Raw genomic sequence first — 23671 nt, 5'->3', positions numbered from 1 at the left:
GGGCTTCGGTGCATCGTGCTGACCCGCCTCCATCCTTCGACCTGACCGACCCGTGTGGATGCAGAGCCGTCGGCCGAAGCGACATTCGCCGCGACGGCATCCGCCCGTCAGCGGGTCCGTACGGCGCCGATCGTCCCGAGGGCGCGTTGCGCCGCCGTCCTCAGCGCGGGTCGCTCACGGACGAACCGGTGGGCGGCTCGCATCGGTTCGCGGCGCAGCCAGTGCAGGGCGGCACCCGGACCGGCCGCGCGCACGGCTCCTTCGTGGACGAGCAGATCCCCGGTCTTGAAGGAGTCCTTGTACGCCGCCTGCCCCCTGCCGAAGTCGACCTGCCGGATCCCCGACGCGGCGCACCCCTCGATCATCCGCAGGTAGAGGACGCGGCCCGGCGAGAAGGTGGCCAACGACCGGTCGTAGGAGGGGAACCAGCAGGAGAACACGGTCCGGGAGCTGAGGCCGAAGTGCGCGGCCACGGGGCGGCCGGCCGCGTACAGCACCGACAGGATGCCGGAGCAGTGCGCTGACGTGGTGGCGGCCAGCGACTCCACGAGCCGGTCGATCCAGGGCTGGGCGAAGGGGTCCCGGCGGCCGGTGCGGAGGTAGTGGGCGGACTTCCAGGCGATGAGGGTCCGCAGGGCCGCGGGGTCCCGCTCGTCGTGGACGTAGCGCAGGGGGCCGAGGTTGCGGGCCATGCGCCTCTCCTGGGCCCGTGCCGCCTTGAGGAACCCACGAGAGCGCGCCCGAAGGTGCTCCTCGTACCGTTCGAAACCGTCGGACAGGTCGACGACGGGTGAGGCGAACCCGCCCGTGGCGTACGGCAGAAACAGTTCCTGGCCGCCTTCCAGGTGGTTGAACTCCCAGGCGTTCAGGGAGCAGGCCCGCATGAGGTGCCGGGGGTCCAGATCCACGTCGGGCCGCAGAACCGCGCCCTGGCAGTCGGAGACGCCCAGGCCGACCGCTGCCCCGTGCCCCCATCTCCCTTGCTGGTAGGGGAAGTAGCCGATCGGCTCCCCACGGCGGCGCAGGACGGCGACCCTGGTGTCGGACCGCACCCGGCCGACGGCTCGGGTGAACTCCGCGCTCATGAAGGGGTTGGGCAAGTGTGCGGTCAGGGCCCGCAGTTCATTCCACCGTGCGACGTCGGCGGCGGCGAGGTCGCTGGGGTGCAAGACGTCGATACGCGGTGAGGGCATCTGAGCTCCTGGTGCGGCGGGAAAACAGGCGTACGGGAAAGCGGACGTGCCGGCAAGCACACGGGCGGGGAAATCAGGCAGGCATGCGGAAAGCGACGGGCCGGGGGCTGTGCGGAGGGCGCTGGAAGAGCTCGTCGAGCCGTGCTCGGCGGCCCCTCGGCTCCGGCGTTCTCGTCCTGCCCGCCGCGCACACCGCCGGACCAGGACACGCGCAGCGTCATCACGAGATGGCAGACCGTCTGGGCGGCACCGTGGAAAGCCGTATCCAGGACGGGGAAGTCGCAGTCGAAGAGGGCCGCATGCCGGCCGGCGGCGGCCGGCGCGGTCGCGGACGTGGCGAAGAACGCCGTCGGCAGCACCCTCCTCCCGGCCAGGCCGCGAAGCGGCGGGAGTGCCAGGAAGGGCAGGAGTGCGAGCGTCGTCATGTCCTGCCCATCGTGCGACAGAGACACGGCCGACGGGGGTCTTCGGGGAGAGCGGCGTATCGGAACATTTGCGCGGCAACTACCCCTGCCGTCGCATGAATCCCGCTGAGGTCAGTCGTGCGGCGCCTTGCCGCTGACCCGGTGGTCGGCGTGGCTCAGGGCCTCCAGGACCAGGCGGCGCAGGTGGCCGTCCCGGAGGCTGTAGTGGATGTGGCGGCCCTCGCGCCGGGTCTCCACGAGCCCGGCGAGCCGCAGCTTCGCCAGGTGCTGACTGACCGCCGTACGCGAGGCCCGGCACCGTTCGGTCAGTGAGCCGACGTCGGACTCACCCTGGGCGAGCAGCCACAGCAGATGCAGCCGCGTCGCGTCCGACAGCAGGGCGAACACCTCGGTGGCCTCCGCGAGACGGGCACTGTCCGGGGCGCGCAGATGCGCATCGGACGCAGGTGGCAGGGGCTCGCGAGGAGGCATGCACACCAGGGTAGAGGCCGCAGCGCGCGGACGCGGGGGCGGACGGCAGCACCCTGACATTGATATGTGCGCAGATGCGCAAGTGTCGCTACGATGGATTGCGTCGCGCCTGCCCTCACCGGCCCGGGAGACCTCCGCATGCTCTCCGTCCTGCGCAACCGCACCTACCGTCGCCTCTTCACCGCCCAGGTCATCGCCCTGGTCGGCACGGGCCTGGCGACCGTGGCGCTCGGCCTGCTCGCGTACGACATCGCGGGCGCCGACGCCGGTTCGGTGCTCGGCACCGCGCTCGCGATCAAGATGACGGCCTACGTGGTGATCGCTCCGGCCGTCGCGGCGGTGGCCGACCGCCTCCCGCGCCGCGCGCTGATGACGGGCGCGGACCTGGTACGGGCGACGGTGGCGTTGTCCCTGCCCTTCGTGGACCAGGTCTGGCAGGTCTACGTCCTGATCTTCCTGCTCCAGTCGGCGTCCGCGGCCTTCACGCCCACCTTCCAGGCCGTCATCCCCGATGTCCTGCCCGCCGAACGCGACTACACCCAGGCGCTGTCGCTGTCCCGGCTCGCCTATGACCTGGAGAGCCTGTTCAGCCCCGCTCTGGCCGCCGCGCTGCTCTCCCTGATCACCTACAACTGGCTGTTCCTGGGCACGGTGTTCGGCTTCCTCGCCTCCGCCGTACTGGTGGTGTCCGCCGTGCTGCCGAAACCGACGGCGGCTCCGGACAGTCGTGGGGAGAGCGTGTACGCCAAGGCCACAGCGGGCGCCCGCCTGTTCTTCGCCACACCACGTCTGCGGGCCCTGCTGGTGCTCAACCTGGCCGTGGCGGCGGCGAGCGCGATGGTCACCGTCAACACCGTGGTCTACGTGCGCGATCGGCTGGGACGCGGTGCGGCGGACGTGTCGCTGGCGCTCGGCGCGTACGGCGCCGGCTCGATGGCCGTGGCCCTGCTGCTGCCCCGCCTCCTGGACCGCGTGTCCGACCGCGCGGTGATGCTGTCCGGCGCCCTCACGCTGCCCCTGGTCTTCATCGGCCTCGGTGCTCTGTCCATGGCCGGCGACGGCTGGCGCTGGCCGGCCCTGCTGGTGACGTGGGGGGCCTTCGGCGCCGCGTGCTCGATGGTGCTCACGCCGACCGGCCGCCTGATCCGCCGCTCGGCCCCGCCCGAGCGGCGAACGCAGGCGTTCGCGGCCCAGTTCTCCCTCTCCCACGGCTGCTGGCTGCTGACGTACCCACTGGCCGGATGGCTCGGCGCAACGGCGGGTCTCCAGGCGGCCGTGCTCTGCCTGGGCGCGATCTCACTGGGCGCCGCGCTGCTCGCTGTACGCCTCTGGCCGCAGCGGGACCGACCTGTCGTGGAGCACGAACACACCGACCTCCACGCCGGGCACCCCCACCTGGTCGGCGCCCGGCGCGTGGCGTACGGCTGGCGGCACAGCCACACGCACCTCACCGACGCACTCCACGCCGGGCGGTGAGCCTGGGCGCAGCATCAGACGGGCAGCCCTGCGCGCCCGTCCCCTCCGGACACGTGCCGCCCGACGTCACGCCCACAGGGCGTAACCGCCGTCCACGCGGATCGCGTTGATCCCGCTGATGTGCCGGGCGCCGCAGCGTTCCTGGGGCAGGACGAGCTGGGGGCCCGCGCGGTCGGGCGGGGTGTCATCAATCGTGACGGCGAGCAGGACGGGTGCGCGGCCGAAGTCGGGGTCGATCTCCGCCCAGGAGAGCAGAGCGTGGTGACCGTCCGCGCCGGAGACCGCGATCAGAAAGCGCAGGCGGTCCTTGCGGCGGGCGGGGTCGAAGGCGGGACCGGCCGCCGACAGGACGTCGTGCAGCAGCGGGCCCGTGAAGCGGTGGTGCTGGATGCCGCTGGTGGCGCACTCGAAGCTGACGTCGGCCTCGTGCTGCGGCCAGGTCAGCAGGTCGGCCACCGTCAGCCGGGCCAGGCGGTCCAGATCTCCGGCCAGGACTGTCTCCGCCGCCCGAGCGGCGGCCGTACCGGCGGCTGCGAGGGACCGACTCAGGCGCTACCACCTCCGCGCAGGACCGTACCCGGATCCGCGTCCCGTACAAACGCACATGCCAACATGGCAGACCACAGTCCCGGCTCATGCAAAGCGACAGGAGACTTTCGCCTCGCATCTGCGGCATTATCATCGGCACATGCACAGCTACCGGATCGGGGACGCGGCCGCCTTACTCGGCGTCAGCGCCGACACCGTGAGGCGTCTGGTCGACGGCGGGAAACTCACCGCCGGGCACGACGAGCTGGGCCGCCGGATCACCCCCGGGGGCGGCCCGCGCCTGCGCCGGGCAGCCGACCGACGTGGTCGTCGAAAAGCCGTAGCCGGCCCGTTCAGGGCCGTTGGTGATTGAGTCCGTCAGGACCAGAGGGAGTGGACCCGTAATGACCCGTACCGCGCGCCGGAACCGCCGGACCCTGCAGGTGGCCGGTGCAGGCGCCGCCGCGCTGCTGGCCCTGAGCGCCTGCTCCTCCTCCGACGACTCCTCGTCGGCGAAGTCGGACTCCTCCGCGTCGGGCTCCGCCTCGGACAAGATCTCCGGAGACGTGACCGTCTTCGCCGCGGCCTCCCTGAAGGAGAGCTTCGAGGAGCTGGGCAGGCAGTTCGAGCAGGAGCACCCGGGCACGAAGGTCACCTTCAGCTTCGGCGGCAGCGACTCCCTCGCCGCGAGCATCACCGGCGGGGCTCCGGCGGATGTGTTCGCCTCCGCCAGCCCTAAGACGATGAAGATCGTCACGGATGCCGGGGACGCCTCCGGTACGCCCGCCACCTTCGTGCGCAACCAGCTGGAGATCGCCACCCTGCCCGGCAACCCGGACAAGGTCGACTCCCTCGAGGACCTCACCAATTCCGACCTGAAGGTCGTCCTGTGCGACGAGGAGGTGCCGTGCGGCGCCGCCGCGCGGAAGGCCCTCGACGCCAGCGAGCTCAAGCTCACGCCGGTCTCGTACGAGCAGGACGTCAAGGCCGCGCTGACCAAGGTCGAGCTGAAGGAGGCGGACGCCGCGGTCGTCTACAAGACCGATGTGAAGGCCGCGGGTGACAAGGTGGAGGGCGTGCACTTCCCCGAGTCGGCCGACGCCATCAACGACTACCCGATCACCCTGCTCAAGAACTCGCAGAACACCGAGGCCGCCAAGGCGTTCATCGCGCTCGTGCGGTCCGCCGAGGGCCAGCAGGTCCTGAGCGAGGCCGGGTTCCTCAAGCCGTGACCTCCCCGCACAAGACCGGTGCCGCGGCCGACCCCCGCACGGGTGGGCCGCGGCGCGGACGCGCCCGCACCGGCGCCCCCCTCCCCCTGCTGCTGCCCGCACTACTGGGCCTGGCCTTCCTGGTCGTGCCCCTGATCGCCCTGCTCGTACGAACGCCGTGGAGCAGTCTGCCCGAGCAGCTCACCAGCGCCGAGGTGTGGCAGGCGCTCCAGCTGTCCCTGGTGTGCGCGACGGCGGCGACCGCGGTGAGCCTGGTGATCGGCGTGCCGCTGGCCTGGCTGCTGGCCAGGGTCGACTTCCCCGGCCGCGGCTTCGTACGCGCCCTGGTCACCCTCCCCCTCGTCCTGCCGCCGGTCGTCGGCGGTGTCGCGCTGCTGATGGCGCTCGGCCGCAACGGCATCGTCGGGCAGTGGCTGGACTCGTGGTTCGGGATCACCTTGCCGTTCACGACGGCGGGGGTGGTCGTGGCCGAGGCGTTCGTGGCCATGCCGTTCCTCGTGATCAGCGTCGAGGGCACGCTGCGGGCGGCCGACCCGCGCTTCGAGGAGGCGGCCGCCACCCTCGGCGCCTCCCGCTTCACCGCTTTCCGCCGGGTCACACTCCCTCTCATCGCGCCGGGCATCGCGGCGGGCGCGGTGCTCGCCTGGGCCCGCGCTCTGGGCGAGTTCGGCGCGACGATCACGTTCGCCGGCAACTTCCCCGGCCGTACCCAGACCATGCCGTTGGCCGTCTACCTGGCCCTGCAGAGCGACCCCGAGGCGGCCATCGCCCTCAGCCTGGTGCTGCTGGCCGTCTCGATCGCGGTGCTGGCCGGCCTGCGCGACCGTTGGATGACAGCACGATGACCGAACTTCGCGACACCGCACGCATCGTCCCGGCCGAGACCTCCGGGGCGGGACTCGACGCCCGACTCGTGGTGGACCGGGGCGGCTTCCGCCTGGACGTGTCCCTCAGGGTCGCTCCTGGTGAGGTGGTCGCCCTGCTCGGCCCCAACGGCGCCGGCAAGACGACAGCCCTGCGCGCACTGGCCGGCCTCGTCCCCCTGTCCGACGGCCATCTACGCCTGGACGGGGACGAGTTGGACCGTACCCCGCCGGAATCCCGCCCGGTCGGCGTCGTCTTCCAGGACTACCTTCTCTTCCCGCATCTGTCGGCGCTGGACAACGTGGCCTTCGGACCGCGCTGTCACGGCACGGCCAAGGCGGAGGCACGCGCGCAGGCGGCCACCTGGCTGGACCGCATGGGGCTGGCCGAGCACGCCGCGGCCAAGCCGCGCAAGCTGTCCGGAGGCCAGGCCCAACGCGTCGCCCTCGCCCGCGCGCTGGCCACGAACCCCCGGCTCCTGCTGCTGGACGAGCCTCTAGCGGCCCTGGACGCCCGCACCCGCCTGGAGATCCGCACCCAACTCCGCCGCCACCTGGCCGACTTCGAGGCAGTGGCCGTACTGGTCACCCACGACCCGCTGGACGCCATGGTCCTGGCCGACCGCCTGATCGTCGTCGAGCACGGCCGGGTCGTCCAGGAAGGCACCCCGGCGGACATCGCCCGCCATCCACGCACCGACTACATCGCTCAACTCGTGGGCCTGAACCTCTACCAGGGTCACGCGGAAGGCCACACGGTCCGCCTCGACGCCGGACCGGCCATCACGACCACGGAGGATCTCACCGGCCCGGTGTTCGTGGCGTTCCCACCGAGCGCGGTCACCCTGTTCCGCGAGCGCCCCACCGGCACGAGCGCCCGCAATCTCTGGCGCTGCCACGTGGCGGGCCTGGAGACCCACGGCGACCAGATCCGCGCCGACCTCACCGGCCAACTCCCCCTCGCCGCCGACCTCACGACGGTGGCCGCCGCCGAACTGGGCCTGCATCCGGGGGCGGAGGTCTGGGCGACAGTCAAGGCGACACAGACCCATGCCTACGCCGTATGAGAGCAACACCCGCCGACACCGAGATCTGAGCGGATCGTGATCAGGTCCATCCTGAGTAGCGGCCGCTGAGGCGTTCCCAGTCGTAGTTGCCGCGGACGCAGTGACGCATCATCGACAGGTAGTCGGTGGTCTGTGGTGAAGCGGTGCGTGCGACCTCGTCCGCCAGAGCGATGAATTTCCGGGTTTCCTCGTCATGGAGCCGGGCGGCCTCGTCGATCGCTTCCTGGGGTGTCAGGCCGTGGTGCTCGGCGAGCACGGTGGGCAGTGACAGCGACGGGCGGACCGGCTGCAGAATCTCCTTGGGGTAGGAGTAGATGTCGTTGAGCCAGCTGGTGATGTTCGCCGCCATGCGGGCCAGCGAGCGCATGGTGCTGGAGACGAACTCCGGCTGGGGCAGATCGATATCCGCGCCGACTTCCAGGATGTGCCACAGCAGCATCATCGTCGAATCTTCGGCTCGGAAGAACTTGTAGTCGGACGGCGACGGCTGGCGCCCTGATTCCACGTGGACGGCTTTCCACAGGCTCCCCAGGAAATAACCCTGCCATCCGTCAGCCAGACGGAACCATTGATCATCCGTGCACAGATCACGCATGATCAGTTGGAAGTCCCGGAAAGCACGCAGGAGCGGATCATCGGCGGCGAGCGGTGCGTGAGGATCGTCGACCACCCGGAGATACCGCGGCACAGCGTCAGCGATCCTGCGTACGGGATCATCCGTCGTATCGAGGATGAGATCGTCCATGCGGAAGGCGAGCGTGAACCAGATCAGCACCGCTTCCAGGCGCTCGCCATTCCCTTGCGGGCACACGCGTGCGGTGAGATCGGCGAACTGTGCTCGCGTGTATTCGTCGACTTCGGCATCAGAGGTCAGCAGGTCGCGTTCTTGGAACCAGGAAAGGACGGCCGCACCAAGGGAATCGACCCGGGGAAGGTTACGGTCGTTCGGCGGGTCGGGGCAGTACAACCGTGGCAGGACGAGGACACACTCGGGTGCGGTGGCCATGCATGTCTCCCTGGAGATGGTGCTGTTGTCAGCAACGGTTCTTCGTGTCGGTGAGCCGGAACAACAACAGCCGTGTCTCCATGGCGTGGTCGCGCCAGATACGGAAGAGCTTGCCGTGGGTGAGCGCGGACTCAATGAGACGTTCGCGGCTCCAAGCCGTTCGCATGGTGCTTCCGTCGGCAGCACAGCGGTCCAGTTCGGCGGTGTTCCAGGCCATGGACTGCACCCAGAACTCGGCAACTCGGTCCGTGACGTCCTCGTCCTGCTCGAGTTCGAAGCCTGCGGCCTCCGCGGCGTTGATGTACTCGGTGAGGGTGCCGAGGGAGGTCTTGTAGTAGCCGTTGATGAACTCGGCCCATTCGGGGCGGCAGATGAAGTGCTCCTGGATACCGAACCAGCCACCTGGCTTCAAGGCGCGGGCCACCACCTGGAAGAGTCGCTCGCGATCCATGTATCCGGAGGACTCGTTGGCGTAGGCGGCGTCATACGCCTGCCGCTCGTTCAGGTAGTGGATGTCGCCGTGGACAGCGTTGACCCGGTCGCTGACCTCGGCTTGCCGCGCGAACTGCTTGATGAGCGGCAAATGCTCGCCGACGACGGTGAGGCCGGTGACTTTGGCTCCGTGCTCCATGGCCCAGTAGAGCGAGCCGCCACCGACGCCGCAGCCGATGTCGAGAAGGGATCCGGGGGGACTGTCGAAAGCTCCCCAGGATTGGGCGGCATGGTCGACGATGGCTTCCTGCGCTGCGACGATACGGCGCTTGAGAGCGGCCTGGGAAACGGTGGTGTTGGGGGCCGCTCCTGATGCGAACAGTCCGACGTGAAAATGAACGCGTGGACCAGGGCCGTACTTGTGCAGGATCGCTTCGGTCTTGCGCGCGTAGTAGCGCGGCACTTCACATGGGTTCGCGACCGACAGTGCGGGCTTCTCACTTAGCTGCGTTATGACGGGCTCCTGAATCTGGTGGGGGTTCCGCGTTGTGCAAGCCGGGAGCCCAGCTCCGTACGCGCCGCAGTCGGGGGGCCCGTCCCGTCGTCGGTCTGCAGCGGCCAACTCCCCGCACCGCGTGAGCGAGCACAGCGACGGCAGCCGGGGGGACGGCCGCGGAACTGGTTCCGATGCACACGTGCTGGTCCTGCCGACGGGAACATTTCAGTCCCGAGATAGACAGGTGTGTGACCGGCTACTCCTCAGCGGGCAGATCTGCACCCCCGAGAGTGACGCGCATGGCCCGGGTGCTGCAGCCGACCAGCTGCCCTGGCCCCGGGCCGCCCCACGCGGTTCCTCAGCCGGCACTGGCTTCGCCGGAGCAGGTGCCGAAGCGGTCACCGGCTTTCGCTGTCCCGGAGCCGAAGGTGTCGTTCAGGACACCTGCGAACTCAGGAGTGAGCGTGACCTCGACGCCGGAGGCACGGACGGTCGCCTTGAGCGGCACCGCGGAGAGCTCGGGATTCAACCCAGCCGGGGCCGCGTAGTCGAACACCGGAATACGGGTTCCGGTCGCCTCGCCGGACTTCACCACGGCCGTGGCCCCACCCAGGGGGAGCTTGGCATCGAGATCCGAGAACTCGACCACCTTGTCCGTACCCTGCGTGAGCGTGAACTGGCCCTTGGTCTGCACCGTCACGTCCAGGGCCTCGGCGAGCGCCGCAGGGTTGGCGGCGAGGAGGACGGGGTCGCCCTCGATGTCGACCGTGCCGGAGTTTCCGGTGAACGCCACGCCCTTCCCGCTGCCCTCACTCGAGGGAGTCTGCGCCTCGAAGGTGACGTCCGGCGCTGTCCAGGACACGGCACATTCACCTTTCAGACTGGTCACCTGCAGCGTTGCGGCCTGGGCGTAGGCACCTGCGACGAGGGCGGGGAGCGTCACCGCTCCGAGGACGAGGATCAGCTTGCGGCGCATGGAGTCTCCTGGAGATGGACGACGTGGGCCCGGAACGGACCGCTTTCCGTGGCCATGCTTGTCGCGGCCTCCACAGCGCGCACGACATCAGGACCGAACAGGTGACCGGTACAGACACGGCGTTCCGTGCTCCCGAGCGGCCTGTACCCCCGGCTTCCAACCTGTTCGCGGCCGGGCGGGGCGACGCAGTCACACCCGCCGCTCCGCCGGCTGCATCGCTTTCGGAGCCGGCGCGTGGGGCGCAGGCACTTCCGGGGACACACGCGCACACGTGCGGCGGCCTCGGCCACTCCGGCGCCTACGGATGTACCAGTGACTCCACCGCCGTAACGGCATCCGCCAGGACCGTCGGGCGGAGCAGGCCGGGCACGGTCTGACCCGCCCAGCCGGGACCGAGTGTCATGACGGCCGGCTTCTGGCGGGCGCCGCGCACGCCCCACGCCATCGCGGCGACATGCTGGGCCAGGGGCCGGCTGGCCGTCGTACGGGACTGCGCCCACAGGCCCACCACCGCCGGTCCGGTCCTGCGTACGGCGGCGACCAGCGACTCGACCGGCATCGCGCCGCCGAACATGCGGACCGGGATGCCCCGCTCGGCCAGCGCGGCGGCCAGCACCTCCAGCGGCAGGGTGTGGTTCTCCCCCGGCACGCAGGCGAGCAGCGTGGTGACGCCCGGGCGGTGGGCGGTCGCGGGAGGTGCGGCGCGGCGCAGGGCACAGGAGACGTGCCAGGACAGGAAGTGCTCGACCTCGACGTACCGCTCGCCCGATCGCTCCCACTTCCGGCCCACCGCCTGGAGCGTCGGCACGATCACCTCGGTCCAGGCCGCGACCAGACCGTGTTCCTCGATCGCGGCCGCCAGCAACTCGTCCAGGGAGGCGGCGTCGAGGCGCAGCGCCGCCCGGGCGACCCCTTTGCTCTCCTGACGGGCGTCCCCCAGGTGCAGGCCGCTGCCGCGCTCGCCGGCCGCCGGTCGTGGAGCCGGGCGGTCGACGCGGGACGGCAGCTGGTCGACGGCCACCTGTTCGCCGCTGAGCGCGAGGCGCGCGGCCTCGGCGGGGGCGAGCCCGGAGGCGGTCAGGGCGCACATGCGCTCCAGCCTCGCCACGTCCTCGGCGGTCCAGCGCCGATGCTTGCCGCCCGTGTGCGCGGCGGGCCCGAGTCGGTAGCGCCGGTCCCACGAGCGGACCGTGGTGGGCGCCACTCCGAGCCGCCTGGCGACCTCGCCGGTCGTTAGACCGGCTCGGTGGTCCGCGTCCTCGTCCTGCGCCCGGCTGCCGTCCATCGCACCAGTGTACGAGATAGAAACGACGCACAAGCGACGCATGTTGTCCGCATCGTTTCGACTTCCAAGACTGGACACCAGACGGAGCCGGAATCCCCGGCACCCAGGGCGAACAACCCGCGCCGAACGGCCTCGTCCCCGCCCCTGAAACATGGCAGGAGGAACCGGCCATGACCGCGAACGTACGTTCCACATCGCCGCCCCCACCCGGTCGGCTGATGGAAGAGACGCCGAACGAGGACGAACTCGCGCGCGGTCTGCTGGCCGCCGACGAGAACGCGTTCGCGGCGATCTACCAGCGCTGGGGCGGTCTGGTCCACACGATGGCGGCCCGCTCCCTGGGCGACAGCCACGAGGCCGACGACGTGACCCAGCAGGTGTTCATCGGGGCCTGGCGCGGCCGGGCCGGCTTCCGCCCCGAGCGGGGCCCACTGGGCGCCTGGCTCGTCGGCATCACCCGCCGCAAGATCATCGACGCCCTCGCTGCCAGGACCCGGCGCCTGCACCTGATCGACGCCGCCCAGCACACGGACGCGGTGCCACCGGACGCGGCATCGCCGGAGCACATCCTCGACCGCATCGTCCTGCTGCACGAACTCGCCAGGCTGCCCCAGCAGCAGCGACTCGTCCTTGGCCTCGCCTTCTACGAGGACCTCACCCAGGCCCAGATCGCGGAACGCACCGGACTGCCCCTGGGCACCGTGAAGAGCCACGTCCGTCGCGGCCTGCACCGCCTGCGCACCGTCCTCGAACAAGCACCCGCCGACAGCGCACCCGCTTGACCGGCCGAAAGAACGGCCGCCGGACGCATCCACGACGACGACCGTCACGGAAACCCCAGCAGCCCCCTCGACCGGCGGGCGTTCTCCTCGAAGGGATGATCACCATGATCCCGCGGCTCTGCCTCACCATCGCCGCGACGGCCGGCGCCTGCGCCCTGACCCTCGGCGTGACCACGTCCTCCCTCGCGGATTCCTCCGGCGACGACAAGGCGATGGTCTCCGTCTTCCACGGCGTACCCGGACTGACCGTGGACGTCTACGCCAACGGCGACGAACTCCTCAGCGACTTCGCCCCGGGCACCGTCACCGATCCCCAGCCCCTCGCAGCGGGCACGTACGACATCCAGGTCTTCGAAGCGGGCCAGGGACCCGACGGCACACCGGCCGTGGAGAAGAAGATCGAGGTGCCCGCGGGGGCCAACGCCACGGTGGCGGCACACCTGTCCGCGGACGGCAAACCCTCACTGACGGCGTTCGTCAACGACGTGTCGAAGGTCGACGCGGGCGAGGCCCGCCTGACCGTGCGTCATGTGGCCGCCGCTCCCGCCGTGGACGTCCGGGCCGACGGCCAAGCGGTGTTCAAGGGACTGAAGAACCCCGAGCAGGCAACCGCCTCGGTCCCGTCCGGCACCGTCTCCGCCGATGTGGTCCTGGCCGGCACGAACACCGTGGCCATCGGTCCGGCCGACCTCAAGCTCCCGGAGGGCGCCAGCACCGTCGTCTACGCCTGGGGCAGCGCCGATCAGGACAACCTGGCGCTCAAGACCCAGACGCTCAGCGGCAAGTAGACGACACCCGCCGCGCGTATGCCGACGGCACCGGCATCACCCTCACCTCCGACTCCCCCATGAGCAGTCGTGTCACGTCCGCCCGGGGTTTCGGACGGTGAGGGAAGCCGCGTGCCCAACCCGCCTCACAGGAGATCGGAGGGTGCGGTGACCCACGTCGATCCCGCCCACATGGTGGAGCTGGCGCTGGGCACCGCGCAGTCGCACGAGGCCGCCGCCGCCCTCCGGCACCTGGCCTCCTGCGCGGCCTGCCGTGAGGAACTGACCCGGATCGCGAGGGTGGTGGACATCGCGCTCAGCGTCGAGGCGTCGGACCTGACGGCCGCACCACCGGAACGGGTGTGGCGCGGGATCAAGCGAACGCTGGCCGCGGAACCGGCTCCCCCACCGGTCGGCGAAGCCGACCGAGCGTCTCCCGCGCGAGCCGCCGACCCTCGCCGCCGGACGCCCGGTGCCGTCCTGGGGACTGGCCGCGACTCCGGGCCCGCCCCGAGGCGGCGTCGCCCCCGGATCGTCGTCCCCGCTCGTTGGATCCCACTCATCGTCCTCGTCTGCGCCGGCACGGGCTGGTGGCTGACTCGACGGCGGCGGTCGCGTGTGACCGGGGCACGGGCTGGTGGCTGACTCGACGGCGGCGGTCGCGCGCGACGGGGGCATGGGCTGGTGGCCGATTCGACGGCAGCGGTCGCGTGTGACCGGGGCACGGGCTGGTGGCTGACTCGACGGCGGCGGTCGCGCGCGACCGGAACACGGGCTGGCAGCCGATTCGACGGCGCGGTCGCGTGCGACCGGAACACGGGCTGGCAGCCGATTCGACGGCGCGGTCGCGTGCGACCAGGGCACGGGCTGGCAGCCGATTCGACGGCGCGGTCGCGTGCGACCAGGGCACGGGCTGGCAGCCGATTCGACGGCGCGGTCGCGTGCGACCGGGGCACGGGCTGGTGGCTGACTCGACGGCGGCGGTCGCCAGTGACGGGCTCCCGGAGCAGCACGCCCTGCTCCACCATCCCGTCACTCCCTCACGCTCTACCGCACGTACACCCCCGCACGCCCGGCAGCGGCCGCGGCCTCGGCGGCGCGGTCCGCCGCCGCTTCGTCCAGGTCGTTGCCGCTGGTCAGCAGGCGGTAGTAAAGGGGGGCGGAGACGGCGCGGATCACCTCGTGGGGGTCGGTGCCCTCGGGCAACTCGCCTCGGTCGACAGCCTGTTGGACGCAGGGGGCCCACTCCTCTACGCGGATGTCGTAGAAGCGGTGCAGAGCCTCGGCCGTCTTGGGCTCGCAAGTGGCCGCCGCGATCACCGCCTTGAACAGCGCGCCCTGCCTCGGGTCCGCCAAGGTGCGCTGCACGAGACGGGCGTTGGCCTTGAGGTCGCCGAGCAGCGAGCCGGTCTCGGTGCGCGGTAGCGACTGCTCGGCCATGTCCATGAGCAGGTCGGCCACCAGACCGGTCACCGTCCCCCAGCGGCGGTAGACGGTCGTCTTGCCGACCTCGGCCCGGCGCGCGATGTCGGCGAGGTCCAGCTGGGCGAAGCCCCCCTCGGCCAGGCTGTCCCCGGCCGCCGTCAGCACCGCCGCCCGCACCCGAGCCGTACGCCCTCCGGGTCGGACGGTCCCCGGCTCCGCGTCGTTCGCGCCCTTCACATCCATAACGGGACCCCAGTTTCATTAATGACATCGACGTGCTAGCTTGGCGTCCATACTAACGGAACCACGGAACCGTTAGTGACTGTCGGCTGAGGAGATAGGGGTACGGCCATGGAATACAGGCGGCTGGGTGCATCCGGACTGAAGGTCCCCGCGCTGAGCTTCGGCGCCGGCACGTTCGGCGGCCGAGGACCGCTGTTCGGCGCCTGGGGCAGCACCGACGCCCAGGAGGCGCGCCGCCTCGTGGACATCTGCCTGGACGCCGGGATCACGATGTTCGACACCGCGGACGTCTACTCCGCAGGCGCGTCCGAGGAAGTGCTGGGCGAGGCGATCAAGGGCCGCAGGGAGCAGGTGATCGTCTCCACCAAGACCAGCCTGCCGATGGGTGACGGACCGGACGACGCGGGTTCCTCCCGGTCCCGTCTGATCAGGGCGTGCGAGGACGCGCTGCGCCGGCTCGGCACCGACTACATCGACCTGTTCCAGCTGCACGCCTTCGACGCCGCCACGCCGGTCGAGGAAGTCCTGTCCACGCTCGACGACTTGGTTCGCGCGGGGAAGATCCGCTACGTGGGCGTCTCCAACTTCTCGGGCTGGCAGGCGATGAAGTCCCTGGCCGTCGCCGAGAAGTACGGCCATCCGCGCTACGTCGCCCACCAGGTCTACTACTCCCTCATCGGCCGCGACTACGAGTGGGAACTGATGCCCCTCGGACGCGACCAGGGCCTCGGCGCACTCGTCTGGAGCCCGCTCGGCTGGGGACGGCTCACCGGAAAGATCCGCCGCGGCAGGCCGCTGCCCGCCGGCAGCCGACTGCACGACACCGCCGACTTCGGCCCGCCGGTCGAGGAGGAGCGCCTGTACCGCGTCGTCGACGCCCTCGACGAGATCGCGCAGGAAACCGGCAAGGCCATCCCCCAGATCGCCATCAACTGGCTCCTGCAGCGGCCGACCGTCTCCTCAGTCATCATCGGCGCCCGCAACGAGGAGCAACTCCGCCAGAACCTCGGCGCCGTCGGCTGGTCCCTCACCCCGGACCAGATGGCGAAGCTCGACACGGCGAGCACCAGAACGGCGCCCTACCCCTATTTCCCCTACCAGCGCCAGGAGGGCTTCGCCCGCCTCAACCCGCCCATGACTGGCGCCAGTTCACCGGCCGCGGCCTGAACAACACATGGGGCCCGTCCGCAGAACGCGGACGGGCCCCAGATCTGAGCGCCGGGCAGGCCTTGCACCTGCATTTCCCCGCAGGAAGCGGGGCGTCTTTCCTTGGACCACCAACGCAACGCCGACCACCCGAAGTTGCGGGCGACCAACTCGTGATCAAGTGTACGGCATGCCGGCGCGGCCATGTACCCGCATGCCGAACGGATCACTTGTCCAGGAGGCCCGCGAAGAAGTCGGTGAGCTTGTCGACGGCGGGGTCGATGTACTCGCGCTTGTCATAGAGGTCGACGTGGCTGGCGCCCTTGATCCAATGGAGTTCCTTGGGGCCGGTGGCCCGCTGGTGCGCCTCGATCGCCATCCAGGCGGTGACCGCATGCTCCCCGATGATCTGGAGCATGGGGCGCGGGGCGATGAGGGGGACGGCGAAGAAGGCGTCGTAGAAGGCGAGTTTGTCGATGCTCTCCCACGCCAGGGACTTCGCGGACCGTTCGTGCTCGCCGCGGGCGGTGCAGTAGTACTCGTAGCCCTCGACGCCGTGCTGCCCGCCGAGCGCACCGGCCTGCTCGGCGGTCTCGGGGAACATGGTCATGGCGCCGGGGTCCTCGCCACGGGCAGCCGCGGTACGGGCCTGTGCGGCGGCGCCCAGCAGAGACTGGAAGACGGACGGATCCTGCGTGCCGTCCGCGCCGAGGCGGAACTGCCGGGAGGGATCGGCGGTGCACACCGTGGCCACGGCCTTGACGCGGTGATCTCCGCCGGTCGCGGCGAGGGAGTAGCCGCCGGAGGCACAGATGCCGAGCAGGCCGATCCGTTCGGCGTCGACCTCGTCACGGGTGACGAGGTACGAGACGGCGGCCTTGAAGTCCTCCACCCGCTGGGCGGGGTCCTCCAGCCCGCGCGGCAGACCGCCCGACTCACCCTGGTGGGCGGCGTCGAAGGCGAGCGTGACGAAGCCGCGCTCGGCCATCAGTCGTGCGTACGTGCCGGACGTCTGCTCCTTCACCGCGGTACCAGGGTGGCCGACGACCAGCGCCGGGCGCGGACCCTGCGCAGCCGTGTCGGGGACGTAGAGGTGCGCGGCGAGCTCGATACCGGCGCTGTCGAAACGGACACTGATCCTGGCCATGAGAACAACTCTTTCCGTGTGAAAGGACATTCGCGTCCCGGTCGGCGGTCCTGGAGGGCGCCCCGCCGGGCACACATCCACACTGCATCGTCCAGGCGGCCCGCTGAAGAGGCGGGTTTCTGCCTGGGAAAGAACCTTCCCCCTCACACGTGTCGCGTCCTTTCCGGCCGCGCATGCCACACTGGAGAGCATGCAACCGACGTCTCCCTCCCATCTCGGCGCGTTCCTCAAAGCCCGTCGCGCGCAGTTGGACCCGCAGGAGTGCGGCCTGCCCGAGTCGGACGCCCCGCGCCGGGTCCCGGGCCTGCGCCGCGAGGAGGTCGCCCAGCTCGCCGCGATCAGCGTGGACTACTACACGCGCCTCGAACAGGGCCGCGTCCGGGCCTCGGCCGCCGTCCTCGCCACCCTGGCCCGCGCCCTGCGCCTCGACGACGACCAGCAGCGCTACCTGTACGAACTGGCCGGCCGCACCGACGACCGGCCCCGTCGCCGCCGTCCCGCCCAGCGGGTACGACCCGCCATGCGGCGCCTGCTGGACCAGCTCACCCAGACACCCGCCCTGGTCCTCGGCGACCGGCTGGACATCCTCGCCTGGAACCCCGCCGCCACCGCCCTCTACATCGACTTCGCCGCCCTGGCCGCGGCCCGGCGCAACTACGTGAACCTGCTGTTCACGGACCCCGTGATCCGCGCGATGCACAAGGAGTGGGCGCATGACGCCCGGGAGGCGGTCGCCGCGCTGCGCATGGAGGCCGCGGGCGGCCCCGACGACCCCGACCTCGCCCGGCTCGTCGGTGAGCTGTCGGTCCGTGACACGGACTTCCGTGCCTGGTGGGCCGAACACTGGGTCAACAGCGCGTCGTACGGCACCAAGCACTACCGCCATCGCCTCGTCGGCGATCTCACCCTCGACTGCGACACCTGGGCCAGCCCGGACGGCTCCGGACAACGCCTGATGGTCCTGACCGCCGAACCCGGCAGCCCCTCCCACGACGCGCTGCGCATCCTCACGTCCTGGACCGCCGAGGCACCGGGAACCGACCCCGCGCAGGACGGGAGTCGACGTTCTTCCTCGCCCTGACCGTGCGTATCACCTCGCACGGGGGGACACACTTCGTCGTTTCGCCTATACATTGCACACTCAAGGTGTGTCGGTGTCGGCTATCGGTAGGCGGAGCATGAGGGTGTGGCGGGGGTACAAGGGCCGACGACTTGGGCTGACGAGCCTGACGGTCGCGGCGGGCGGTCTGCTCGCTCTGCTGATATGTGTCGTATTCACCGTCCTTCTGTGGGCCATCGGCGACGCGAACAGCTCCGTCTCGGCCAGGCGTGCCTCCCGGACTGCTCTCGTCGAGGCGGGCGACATGAAGCAGCTGCTGGTCGATCTGGAGACGGGCCAGCGCGGGTTCGTGATCACCGAGCGGGAGTCGTTCCTCCAGCCGTGGCTGGCGGCACGCGCCGCGTACCCCGCGGCGGCCCGGCGGTTCACCGAGAGCACCACCTCCCCCGCACAGCAACGCGCCGCCGAGCACATCACGCGCGGCCTCGAATCCTTCCTCAACGACTACTCGGTGCCGCTGGTCGAGATGGTCCGCCGAGGCGACGCCACCGCCTCCGGGCTCCCCATCACGGCCGAGGGCAAACATCGCGTCGACGCCCTGCGCGCCCAGTTCGACCGCTACATGGCCCACGAACGCGCACAGCTGGAGGAGCGCTCCGACGCCGCGGGGTCCAACAGCCACCAGGCGGTGCTGACCGCGACCGTGGGACTCGCGGCGCTGACCGCGCTCGTCACCGTCTTCACCGTGCTCCAACACCGAGCGGTGGTACGGCCGGTGCGCGGAACCGCCGCCGCGGCCGAGCGGCTCGCGGGCGGGAACCTGAGCGTGCGGGTGCCTCCCAGCAGAGTGGCCGAGATCGCGGCGCTGGGCGGCTCGTTCAACACCATGGCGGCATCCCTCCAGGACAGCCGCAGACGCATCATGGAGAGCACCGAGGCGGTGCACCGGCGTACCGCACGGGATCTGCACGACGGGGCACAGCAGCGCCTGGTGAGCCTGATGATCGGGCTCCGGCTCGCCCGGGAGCTGATCCCCGACACCGAGGCCACGGCGATCGAACTGCTGGACCAGTCGATCGACAACGCGCAGACGGCGATCAACGAACTGCGGGAACTCGCTTCGGGCATCTACCCCCTTGTCCTGACCGTGAAGGGACTCGTCGCGGCGGTCAGAGACCTGGCGTCCCGGTGTCCGGTGCCGACCGTCGTCGAGTGCCGGGACGAGCGGCGGATCTCCGCCACCGTCGAGTCGAACGCGTATTTCGTGGTGGCCGAGGCCGTGACGAACGCGGTCAAGCACGCCGAGGCAACCCGGATCGACGTCACCGTCGAGTTCGGGGACGTGTTGCGGATCCGCGTCGAGGACGACGGGATAGGCGGCGTGGGCAAGGCGTCCAGCGGCAGCGGGATGCTGGGGCTGGCGGACCGTGTGGCGGCCTTCGACGGCACGCTGGCCATCGACTCCCCCGTGGGCGGTGGTACCGCGATCCTGATCCAGATCCCGGTGCCCGACCCGGCCTGAGCAGCGTCGGTCACCGCGAGGAGGCGGCATGTCTCCCGCCCGTGTCGGTGGTGTCCGCACCGAGCCGTCGGCGTTCGGCACGCGACAACCCGCCCCAGACTCCGAAGGCCTCGCCCTGCCGCACAGCCGTGGCCCCGCAGATCTCGACGACCTCGCACCGGGCACACACCAGGCGGGCCCGCTCCTCCCGCTCCTGGCGTGCCCGGCCCCGCTCGCCCCGCGGCGAGAAGAAGACCGAGCTGCTCATTCCGCGGCAGGCGGCGCGCTGCTGCCACTGCCAGTCGTTCACAAGGGGGCGCGGTGTGCTGGACATCGTCTTCCTCTCTTCCTCTCCATCGATTCGCCGGGTTCGGGTCCGCTGCGGGTGTGTCCCGCTCTCCTGCTCGCTCACTCCGCGAGCTGGACCAACTCGTCCCAGTCCACGCCGTCCAGCTCGGTCCCGTGCGCAACCATGGAGTACGTGGCGGAGAGCCACTCCTCGACAGGTTCGACGGGGATCTCGAACAGTGCCGTATGGTCCGATCCCAGCAACACGTGGAAGGACGACGGTTCTCCGTCCTGGTCGGGGACCGGCCAGATCACGACATCCCCCTCGCCCGACCGGACGGCCAGGCCCTCGGCCAGCAGCTCCCGGAGGAAGGTCCAGCGCACCGGCCGCTCGCCGTCGCTGTCGAGGAGCAGCGTGACGGCGAGCGGGTCCTGTGTGTCGTACGAGAACTCGCAGCTCAGTCTGAAGGGCAGAGCGGGAGTCACCCAGTGTGTGATCTCCAGTGAGCGGTGGAACTTCCGCATGGTCGCCTCCTAGGGACTTGGCAGGCCGACTGGCCTGAAGGACCTCCCGGATCCAAGCGCCAAGTCTCCGAGCAGGCGTCACCCGGGTCTGTCGTGCGTTCCCTCGGCCATGCTCGGGGCTCCCCCACGCCGATGTAGGGTCCACCCCACAACGCGGTGGGCATCAGCCACTTGACGTGCTACGACGTCCGCGGTCCGGCAGAGCCGGACGGCCGGGTTCGGTGCGGCTCCGGCACGGGACATGTGTGGAAGTGTCGTTCTCACACCTCGACCGTGCCATGTATGCGCCATTACGCGCAGGCTAGGATGCCGCCATGAGCCAACCACTGCGGGCGGTGCTCGGCGAGGATCAGCCGATCGTGCGCGAAGGCATCGTGACCATCCTGCGCAAGGCCGGCATCGACGTGGTCGAGGCCGTCGAGGACGCGGTGGACCTCGTCCGTGCCACGGAGGAGCACGTGCCCGACGTGGTGATCACCGACATCCGCATGCCGCCGGGTCTGCAGGACGACGGTCTGCGTGCCGCGCAGAAGATTCGTGCGACGTGGCCCGAGACGGCCGTGATCGTGCTCTCCCAGTTCCTCGACGCCTCCTACGCCCTCGACCTGGTGGGGGACGATCCGAGCGGAGTGGGCTATCTCCTCAAGGAGAAGGTCGCCAGCCCGCAGATCCTGATCGACGCCGTCGAGCGGGTCGTCGCGCGTGACTCGGCGCTCGACCCTGACGTGATCGCAGCGCTGCTGGGACGCAAGCGTCCGGAGGACCCGCTGGCAGCGCTGACGCCGAAGGAGCGCGAGGTCCTGGCGCTGATGGCCGAAGGCCACTCCAACACCGGGATCTCGCAGAAGCTCTTCGTGAGCGTGGCCGCCGTGGAACGGCATGTGACCGGCATCTTCATGAAGCTGGGGCTCAGTCAGACGGCCTCGGGGCAGCACCGGCGCGTCCTAGCGGTGCTGCGCTACCTCGGTCAGTAGCCGGGAAGAGGCCCAGGACGGCGGCTGCCGTCAGGGTGCGGAGCGGGTGAACAGGCTCCGCAGATCGGCGTCGAACAGCCGGTCCTTGGCGACGAAGGACGCGATTCCCGCTCGGCGCAGTTCCTCCTGCGACCACAGGGACTTGTCGGTGGAGGTCAGCACGATCCGCGGCGGGTCGTCCTCCTCGGCCAGCCGACGTGCCACGCTGAGCCCGTCCAGGTCGGGGAGGTGAAGGTCCAGCAGCAGCCCGTCAGGGCGATGTTCGCGCACCGCGACCAGAGCCGACGCTCCGTCCCCGGACTCCGCCACGACACGCAGGCCCCGTGCGGTCAGCAGCGTCGTGGCGATGCGGCGGAATCCGGGGTCGTCGTCGACGACGACGATGTTGATGCACATGGGTCTCAGCATGCACAACGCCCTCGCGGCCGGACCATAGGGGGAGCCCTACGGTTTGGGCACCATCGTGTGCAGGGCGCCCCACCGTGGGGGATGAAGAACGGGTCTCCCGTACGCAGCCGGAGCGGCGGCCGGTCGTCGGACTCCATGAGGACGTCGCCGCGGATGATGTAGCCGACCTCGATGCCGGGGTGGCTGTGCCGACCTGACTCCCTGTGCCGGGGAATCTGCATTTGGAGCGGGTTCACCACAAGACGAACACGTATCTCAACAGGCACACAAGGGTGAAAGTCGGCCAACTGGACACACATGTTAGCGCCTTGCCCTCATCCGCTAGCATGCCCAGGCACGTGTGCCGGGTCGCCGTTTCGTCCGCACCGATTTCTCCGACGAGGCGGCCTGGGAGGCCCTTCGCTCGGTGGTCACCACCCCACAGGAGAAGGACGGTTTCCTCCCGACGCTGCACATCGTGGACGACCCCGCCTACCGTGATCTGACCACCGAGGAGGTCGTCGAACTCGCTCCTGAAGAAGCCGACTTGCTGATCGCCGTGTCCTGGAGCGCGTGCAGGCGCTCCAGGACACACGGATCGCCCTACGGAGTACGCGTGCTCCACTTCTGGTTGGGCGTGCCCGCGCACGTCCACAGCTGCAGACGCGCTCCGTTGCTGGTCTGCTGGTCCTTCACGTCGACGCACTTGTTGCCCGAGTTCGGGTTGGTCAGGTCGTGCGACGAGTTGAGACGGAACTGCTGGGCCGCCGAGCCGTTGCACGTCGTCCAGTTGATGAGGGCGCCGTTCCCCGTCGCCCCACCGCTCACGTTCATGCACTTGCCCTCGGACCGCACGGTGCCGCTGACGAACTTCCACCGCTGGTAGGAGACGTCGTAGCAGTCCCAGATCACCAGCGCCGACCCGGTGGGCGCGTCCGGGCTGTTGGCGACGCCGATGCAGTGGTTGGACGCGTGACTGTAGATCTGCACGCCGCCGGGCCAGGGCTCGCTCGGGGCCGAGTCGGCCTTGTCGCTCGACGTCGACCCGGAGTCGGAGGAGGAGTCGCCCGAGGTACTCCCGGAACCGGCCGCGGTCCCGCCCGACCCCGACTCGCCCGTGGGCGTCTTCTCCCCGCCCGAGGACTTCTTCCCGCCACCGGACGTGCCCGTCTCCGGCGCCACCGTCACCCTGACGGGCTTGCCGTCCGGCCCGGTGCCGGTGACGACCTTGGGGGTGGTCTTGCGCTGCTTCTCGGACGGGTGCGGCGACGGTGACTGCGAGCCGACCACACCGGACGCGGGCCCCGCCGCCAGCCCCTCCAGCACGGTGCCGGGGGTGACGCCGGGCTTCTCGGACGACCGCGCGTCGTCCCCGTCGCCGCCACTGATCAGGAACGGAACGGAGATCAGCAGAGCGCCCGCGATGGCGGCCCCGGCCAGCAAGCTCTTGTGCGGCCGGCCGGGGGCGACCGCCACCGCCGTGACGGCGGAATCGCCGGTGACGGACGCGACGGACGTGGCCCCGGTCGACGCCGAGGTGTCCGAGGCGGCGGAAGACGTCTCCGTGGCAGACGCCGCGGCGTCAGGGGTCGCGGCGGACGTGTCCGTGGACCCGCTCGCTTCCGAGTCGTCGGCGGTCCGGGCGGCGGGCTCGGTCTCCGGCGATGTCACCTCGGCGGCGTCGGGTTCCTCCGCCTCCTCGTGCTCTTCGTTTTCCTCATGTCGTCCTGCCTGTGGCGGCTCTGGCTCCGGCTCGGTCATGGCGGAGGGCACGGCGGGCCGCCCAGAGCCCGATGACGCGGTCAGAATGCGCTCCGCCGAACCGGCGGAGGACTCCGTCTCCTCCTCGGCTTCACCGCCACCCTCTGGCTCGGCATGCGCCGTCACCGCGGTCGTCTGCTCGTCGGGAGATTCGTTGGGTTGGGAAGTCGTCATGACACCTATCCGGTGGTCGAGGGGTGGCACGTGTGCATGCA

At 70.4% G+C, this 23671-nt stretch carries 25 protein-coding genes and 2 pseudogenes; 13 read left to right on the top strand and 14 right to left on the bottom strand.

Features of this window, described 5'->3' with window-relative positions; translation table 11 throughout:
* Positions 1-107: 107 nt before the first annotated feature.
* Together AC068Z_RS06170 and AC068Z_RS06165 are read right to left on the bottom strand one after the other, a co-directional pair.
* On the bottom strand, positions 108-1193 hold the full coding sequence (locus tag AC068Z_RS06170; protein WP_478552791.1) for a GNAT family N-acetyltransferase: 1086 nt from the start codon (positions 1191-1193) through the stop codon (positions 108-110).
* Between the two features lie 536 nt (positions 1194-1729).
* Positions 1730-2089, bottom strand: a complete 360-nt coding sequence (locus tag AC068Z_RS06165) for an ArsR/SmtB family transcription factor (RefSeq protein WP_478552789.1) — start codon at positions 2087-2089, stop codon at positions 1730-1732.
* Between the two features lie 138 nt (positions 2090-2227).
* Between AC068Z_RS06165 and AC068Z_RS06160 the strand changes: the two genes are divergently transcribed.
* Positions 2228-3565 carry an MFS transporter gene (locus AC068Z_RS06160; RefSeq protein ID WP_478552787.1) on the top strand — a complete coding sequence of 446 codons (1338 nt, stop codon included), beginning with the start codon at positions 2228-2230 and terminating at the stop codon, positions 3563-3565.
* 66 nt (positions 3566-3631) lie between these two features.
* Here AC068Z_RS06160 and AC068Z_RS06155 read toward each other — a convergent pair whose 3' ends face one another.
* The gene (locus tag AC068Z_RS06155) at positions 3632-4114 is read right to left on the bottom strand and encodes a molybdopterin-dependent oxidoreductase (RefSeq protein ID WP_478553729.1); all 483 of its coding nucleotides are present in this window, start codon (positions 4112-4114) and stop codon (positions 3632-3634) included.
* Between the two features lie 139 nt (positions 4115-4253).
* Between AC068Z_RS06155 and AC068Z_RS06150 the strand changes: the two are divergent.
* From AC068Z_RS06150 to AC068Z_RS06135, 4 genes and pseudogenes are all read left to right on the top strand, one after another.
* A pseudogene (locus AC068Z_RS06150) lies at positions 4254-4382 on the top strand (helix-turn-helix domain-containing protein); the annotation flags it as partial.
* A gap of 115 nt (positions 4383-4497) precedes the next feature.
* Positions 4498-5325 carry a molybdate ABC transporter substrate-binding protein gene (modA, locus tag AC068Z_RS06145; protein WP_478552785.1) on the top strand — a complete coding sequence of 276 codons (828 nt, stop codon included), beginning with the start codon at positions 4498-4500 and terminating at the stop codon, positions 5323-5325.
* Positions 5322-6170: an ABC transporter permease gene (locus AC068Z_RS06140; RefSeq protein WP_478552783.1), complete on the top strand. Its 849-nt coding sequence runs from the start codon at positions 5322-5324 to the stop codon at positions 6168-6170. Before modA ends, AC068Z_RS06140 begins: the two co-directional genes overlap by 4 nt.
* Positions 6167-7255 carry an ABC transporter ATP-binding protein gene (locus AC068Z_RS06135; protein ID WP_478552781.1) on the top strand — a complete coding sequence of 363 codons (1089 nt, stop codon included), beginning with the start codon at positions 6167-6169 and terminating at the stop codon, positions 7253-7255. The genes AC068Z_RS06140 and AC068Z_RS06135 overlap by 4 nt, the downstream gene beginning before the upstream one ends.
* 40 nt (positions 7256-7295) lie before the next feature.
* Here AC068Z_RS06135 and AC068Z_RS06130 read toward each other — a convergent pair whose 3' ends face one another.
* The 4 genes from AC068Z_RS06130 to AC068Z_RS06115 form a co-directional block, all read right to left on the bottom strand.
* The gene (locus tag AC068Z_RS06130) at positions 7296-8261 is read right to left on the bottom strand and encodes a terpene synthase family protein (RefSeq protein WP_478552779.1); all 966 of its coding nucleotides are present in this window, start codon (positions 8259-8261) and stop codon (positions 7296-7298) included.
* A gap of 28 nt (positions 8262-8289) precedes the next feature.
* Positions 8290-9156 carry an SAM-dependent methyltransferase gene (locus tag AC068Z_RS06125; RefSeq protein WP_478552778.1) on the bottom strand — a complete coding sequence of 289 codons (867 nt, stop codon included), beginning with the start codon at positions 9154-9156 and terminating at the stop codon, positions 8290-8292.
* 391 nt (positions 9157-9547) lie between these two features.
* A complete protein-coding gene (locus AC068Z_RS06120) occupies positions 9548-10165 on the bottom strand; it encodes a hypothetical protein (protein WP_478552776.1) in 618 nt (205 codons plus the stop codon).
* 298 nt (positions 10166-10463) lie between these two features.
* The gene (locus AC068Z_RS06115) at positions 10464-11450 is read right to left on the bottom strand and encodes a MerR family transcriptional regulator (protein ID WP_478552775.1); all 987 of its coding nucleotides are present in this window, start codon (positions 11448-11450) and stop codon (positions 10464-10466) included.
* A 170-nt stretch (positions 11451-11620) separates the two neighbouring features.
* Here AC068Z_RS06115 and AC068Z_RS06110 point away from each other — a divergent pair, with 170 nt between their 5' ends.
* The 3 genes from AC068Z_RS06110 (at position 11621) to AC068Z_RS06100 (ending at position 13644) form a co-directional block, all read left to right on the top strand.
* Positions 11621-12232 carry an RNA polymerase sigma factor gene (locus AC068Z_RS06110; RefSeq protein WP_478552773.1) on the top strand — a complete coding sequence of 204 codons (612 nt, stop codon included), beginning with the start codon at positions 11621-11623 and terminating at the stop codon, positions 12230-12232.
* Between the two features lie 104 nt (positions 12233-12336).
* Positions 12337-13020 (top strand): DUF4397 domain-containing protein, encoded by a 684-nt coding sequence (locus tag AC068Z_RS06105; RefSeq protein WP_478553728.1) that lies wholly within the window; start codon positions 12337-12339, stop codon positions 13018-13020.
* A gap of 147 nt (positions 13021-13167) precedes the next feature.
* Positions 13168-13644 (top strand): hypothetical protein, encoded by a 477-nt coding sequence (locus AC068Z_RS06100; protein ID WP_478552771.1) that lies wholly within the window; start codon positions 13168-13170, stop codon positions 13642-13644.
* A gap of 402 nt (positions 13645-14046) precedes the next feature.
* On the opposite strand, the gene AC068Z_RS06095 is transcribed toward AC068Z_RS06100, so the two are convergent.
* Positions 14047-14661 carry a TetR/AcrR family transcriptional regulator gene (locus AC068Z_RS06095; protein WP_478552769.1) on the bottom strand — a complete coding sequence of 205 codons (615 nt, stop codon included), beginning with the start codon at positions 14659-14661 and terminating at the stop codon, positions 14047-14049.
* A gap of 114 nt (positions 14662-14775) precedes the next feature.
* Here AC068Z_RS06095 and AC068Z_RS06090 point away from each other — a divergent pair, with 114 nt between their 5' ends.
* Positions 14776-15834, top strand: a complete 1059-nt coding sequence (locus tag AC068Z_RS06090; protein ID WP_478552767.1) for an aldo/keto reductase — start codon at positions 14776-14778, stop codon at positions 15832-15834.
* Positions 15835-16039: 205 nt separating this feature from the next.
* Here the strand turns inward: AC068Z_RS06090 and AC068Z_RS06085 are convergent, their stop codons facing one another.
* Entirely contained in the window at positions 16040-16960 is a 921-nt protein-coding gene (locus AC068Z_RS06085; RefSeq protein ID WP_478552765.1) for an alpha/beta hydrolase, read from the bottom strand.
* Between the two features lie 190 nt (positions 16961-17150).
* On the opposite strand from AC068Z_RS06085, the gene AC068Z_RS06080 reads away from it, so the two are divergent.
* Together AC068Z_RS06080 and AC068Z_RS06075 are read left to right on the top strand one after the other, a co-directional pair.
* Positions 17151-18041, top strand: a complete 891-nt coding sequence (locus tag AC068Z_RS06080; protein ID WP_478552763.1) for a helix-turn-helix domain-containing protein — start codon at positions 17151-17153, stop codon at positions 18039-18041.
* A 97-nt stretch (positions 18042-18138) separates the two neighbouring features.
* Positions 18139-19542, top strand: coding sequence for a CHASE3 domain-containing protein (locus AC068Z_RS06075; RefSeq protein ID WP_478552762.1), 1404 nt, complete (start codon positions 18139-18141; stop codon positions 19540-19542).
* A 10-nt stretch (positions 19543-19552) separates the two neighbouring features.
* Here AC068Z_RS06075 and AC068Z_RS06070 read toward each other — a convergent pair whose 3' ends face one another.
* Together AC068Z_RS06070 and AC068Z_RS06065 are read right to left on the bottom strand one after the other, a co-directional pair.
* Positions 19553-19855: a WhiB family transcriptional regulator gene (locus tag AC068Z_RS06070; protein WP_478552761.1), complete on the bottom strand. Its 303-nt coding sequence runs from the start codon at positions 19853-19855 to the stop codon at positions 19553-19555.
* A gap of 74 nt (positions 19856-19929) precedes the next feature.
* Positions 19930-20334 (bottom strand): SsgA family sporulation/cell division regulator, encoded by a 405-nt coding sequence (locus AC068Z_RS06065; RefSeq protein ID WP_478552759.1) that lies wholly within the window; start codon positions 20332-20334, stop codon positions 19930-19932.
* Between the two features lie 314 nt (positions 20335-20648).
* Here AC068Z_RS06065 and AC068Z_RS06060 point away from each other — a divergent pair, with 314 nt between their 5' ends.
* The gene (locus tag AC068Z_RS06060) at positions 20649-21308 is read left to right on the top strand and encodes a response regulator transcription factor (protein WP_478552757.1); all 660 of its coding nucleotides are present in this window, start codon (positions 20649-20651) and stop codon (positions 21306-21308) included.
* Positions 21309-21338: 30 nt separating this feature from the next.
* Here AC068Z_RS06060 and AC068Z_RS06055 read toward each other — a convergent pair whose 3' ends face one another.
* Both AC068Z_RS06055 and AC068Z_RS06050 read right to left on the bottom strand, forming a co-directional pair.
* On the bottom strand, positions 21339-21704 hold the full coding sequence (locus AC068Z_RS06055) for a response regulator (protein WP_478552755.1): 366 nt from the start codon (positions 21702-21704) through the stop codon (positions 21339-21341).
* A 5-nt stretch (positions 21705-21709) separates the two neighbouring features.
* Positions 21710-21937: a cupin domain-containing protein gene (locus AC068Z_RS06050; RefSeq protein WP_478552753.1), complete on the bottom strand. Its 228-nt coding sequence runs from the start codon at positions 21935-21937 to the stop codon at positions 21710-21712.
* A 119-nt stretch (positions 21938-22056) separates the two neighbouring features.
* Here AC068Z_RS06050 and AC068Z_RS06045 point away from each other — a divergent pair.
* Positions 22057-22233: pseudogene (locus AC068Z_RS06045) on the top strand (DUF6924 domain-containing protein); the annotation flags it as partial.
* Between the two features lie 65 nt (positions 22234-22298).
* Here AC068Z_RS06045 and AC068Z_RS06040 read toward each other — a convergent pair.
* Positions 22299-23630 (bottom strand): ricin-type beta-trefoil lectin domain protein, encoded by a 1332-nt coding sequence (locus AC068Z_RS06040; RefSeq protein WP_478552751.1) that lies wholly within the window; start codon positions 23628-23630, stop codon positions 22299-22301.
* Positions 23631-23671 lie beyond the last annotated feature (41 nt).

It is taken from the genome of Streptomyces sp. NPDC043726, from assembly GCF_056436565.1.
This window is presented reverse-complemented; position numbering and strand designations above follow the sequence as displayed.

Coding starts and splice junctions, on each gene's coding strand:
- AC068Z_RS06170 (WP_478552791.1), bottom strand. CDS start 1,193: ATGCCCTCACCGCGTATCGACGTCTTGCACCCCAGCGACCTCGCCGCC.
- AC068Z_RS06165 (WP_478552789.1), bottom strand. CDS start 2,089: ATGCCTCCTCGCGAGCCCCTGCCACCTGCGTCCGATGCGCATCTGCGC.
- AC068Z_RS06160 (WP_478552787.1), top strand. CDS start 2,228: ATGCTCTCCGTCCTGCGCAACCGCACCTACCGTCGCCTCTTCACCGCC.
- modA (WP_478552785.1), top strand. CDS start 4,498: ATGACCCGTACCGCGCGCCGGAACCGCCGGACCCTGCAGGTGGCCGGT.
- AC068Z_RS06135 (WP_478552781.1), top strand. CDS start 6,167: ATGACCGAACTTCGCGACACCGCACGCATCGTCCCGGCCGAGACCTCC.
- AC068Z_RS06130 (WP_478552779.1), bottom strand. CDS start 8,261: ATGGCCACCGCACCCGAGTGTGTCCTCGTCCTGCCACGGTTGTACTGC.
- AC068Z_RS06120 (WP_478552776.1), bottom strand. CDS start 10,165: ATGCGCCGCAAGCTGATCCTCGTCCTCGGAGCGGTGACGCTCCCCGCC.
- AC068Z_RS06115 (WP_478552775.1), bottom strand. CDS start 11,450: ATGGACGGCAGCCGGGCGCAGGACGAGGACGCGGACCACCGAGCCGGT.
- AC068Z_RS06110 (WP_478552773.1), top strand. CDS start 11,621: ATGACCGCGAACGTACGTTCCACATCGCCGCCCCCACCCGGTCGGCTG.
- AC068Z_RS06105 (WP_478553728.1), top strand. CDS start 12,337: ATGATCCCGCGGCTCTGCCTCACCATCGCCGCGACGGCCGGCGCCTGC.
- AC068Z_RS06090 (WP_478552767.1), top strand. CDS start 14,776: ATGGAATACAGGCGGCTGGGTGCATCCGGACTGAAGGTCCCCGCGCTG.
- AC068Z_RS06085 (WP_478552765.1), bottom strand. CDS start 16,960: ATGGCCAGGATCAGTGTCCGTTTCGACAGCGCCGGTATCGAGCTCGCC.
- AC068Z_RS06080 (WP_478552763.1), top strand. CDS start 17,151: ATGCAACCGACGTCTCCCTCCCATCTCGGCGCGTTCCTCAAAGCCCGT.
- AC068Z_RS06075 (WP_478552762.1), top strand. CDS start 18,139: ATGAGGGTGTGGCGGGGGTACAAGGGCCGACGACTTGGGCTGACGAGC.
- AC068Z_RS06070 (WP_478552761.1), bottom strand. CDS start 19,855: ATGTCCAGCACACCGCGCCCCCTTGTGAACGACTGGCAGTGGCAGCAG.
- AC068Z_RS06065 (WP_478552759.1), bottom strand. CDS start 20,334: ATGCGGAAGTTCCACCGCTCACTGGAGATCACACACTGGGTGACTCCC.
- AC068Z_RS06060 (WP_478552757.1), top strand. CDS start 20,649: ATGAGCCAACCACTGCGGGCGGTGCTCGGCGAGGATCAGCCGATCGTG.
- AC068Z_RS06055 (WP_478552755.1), bottom strand. CDS start 21,704: ATGTGCATCAACATCGTCGTCGTCGACGACGACCCCGGATTCCGCCGC.
- AC068Z_RS06050 (WP_478552753.1), bottom strand. CDS start 21,937: ATGCAGATTCCCCGGCACAGGGAGTCAGGTCGGCACAGCCACCCCGGC.
- AC068Z_RS06040 (WP_478552751.1), bottom strand. CDS start 23,630: ATGACGACTTCCCAACCCAACGAATCTCCCGACGAGCAGACGACCGCG.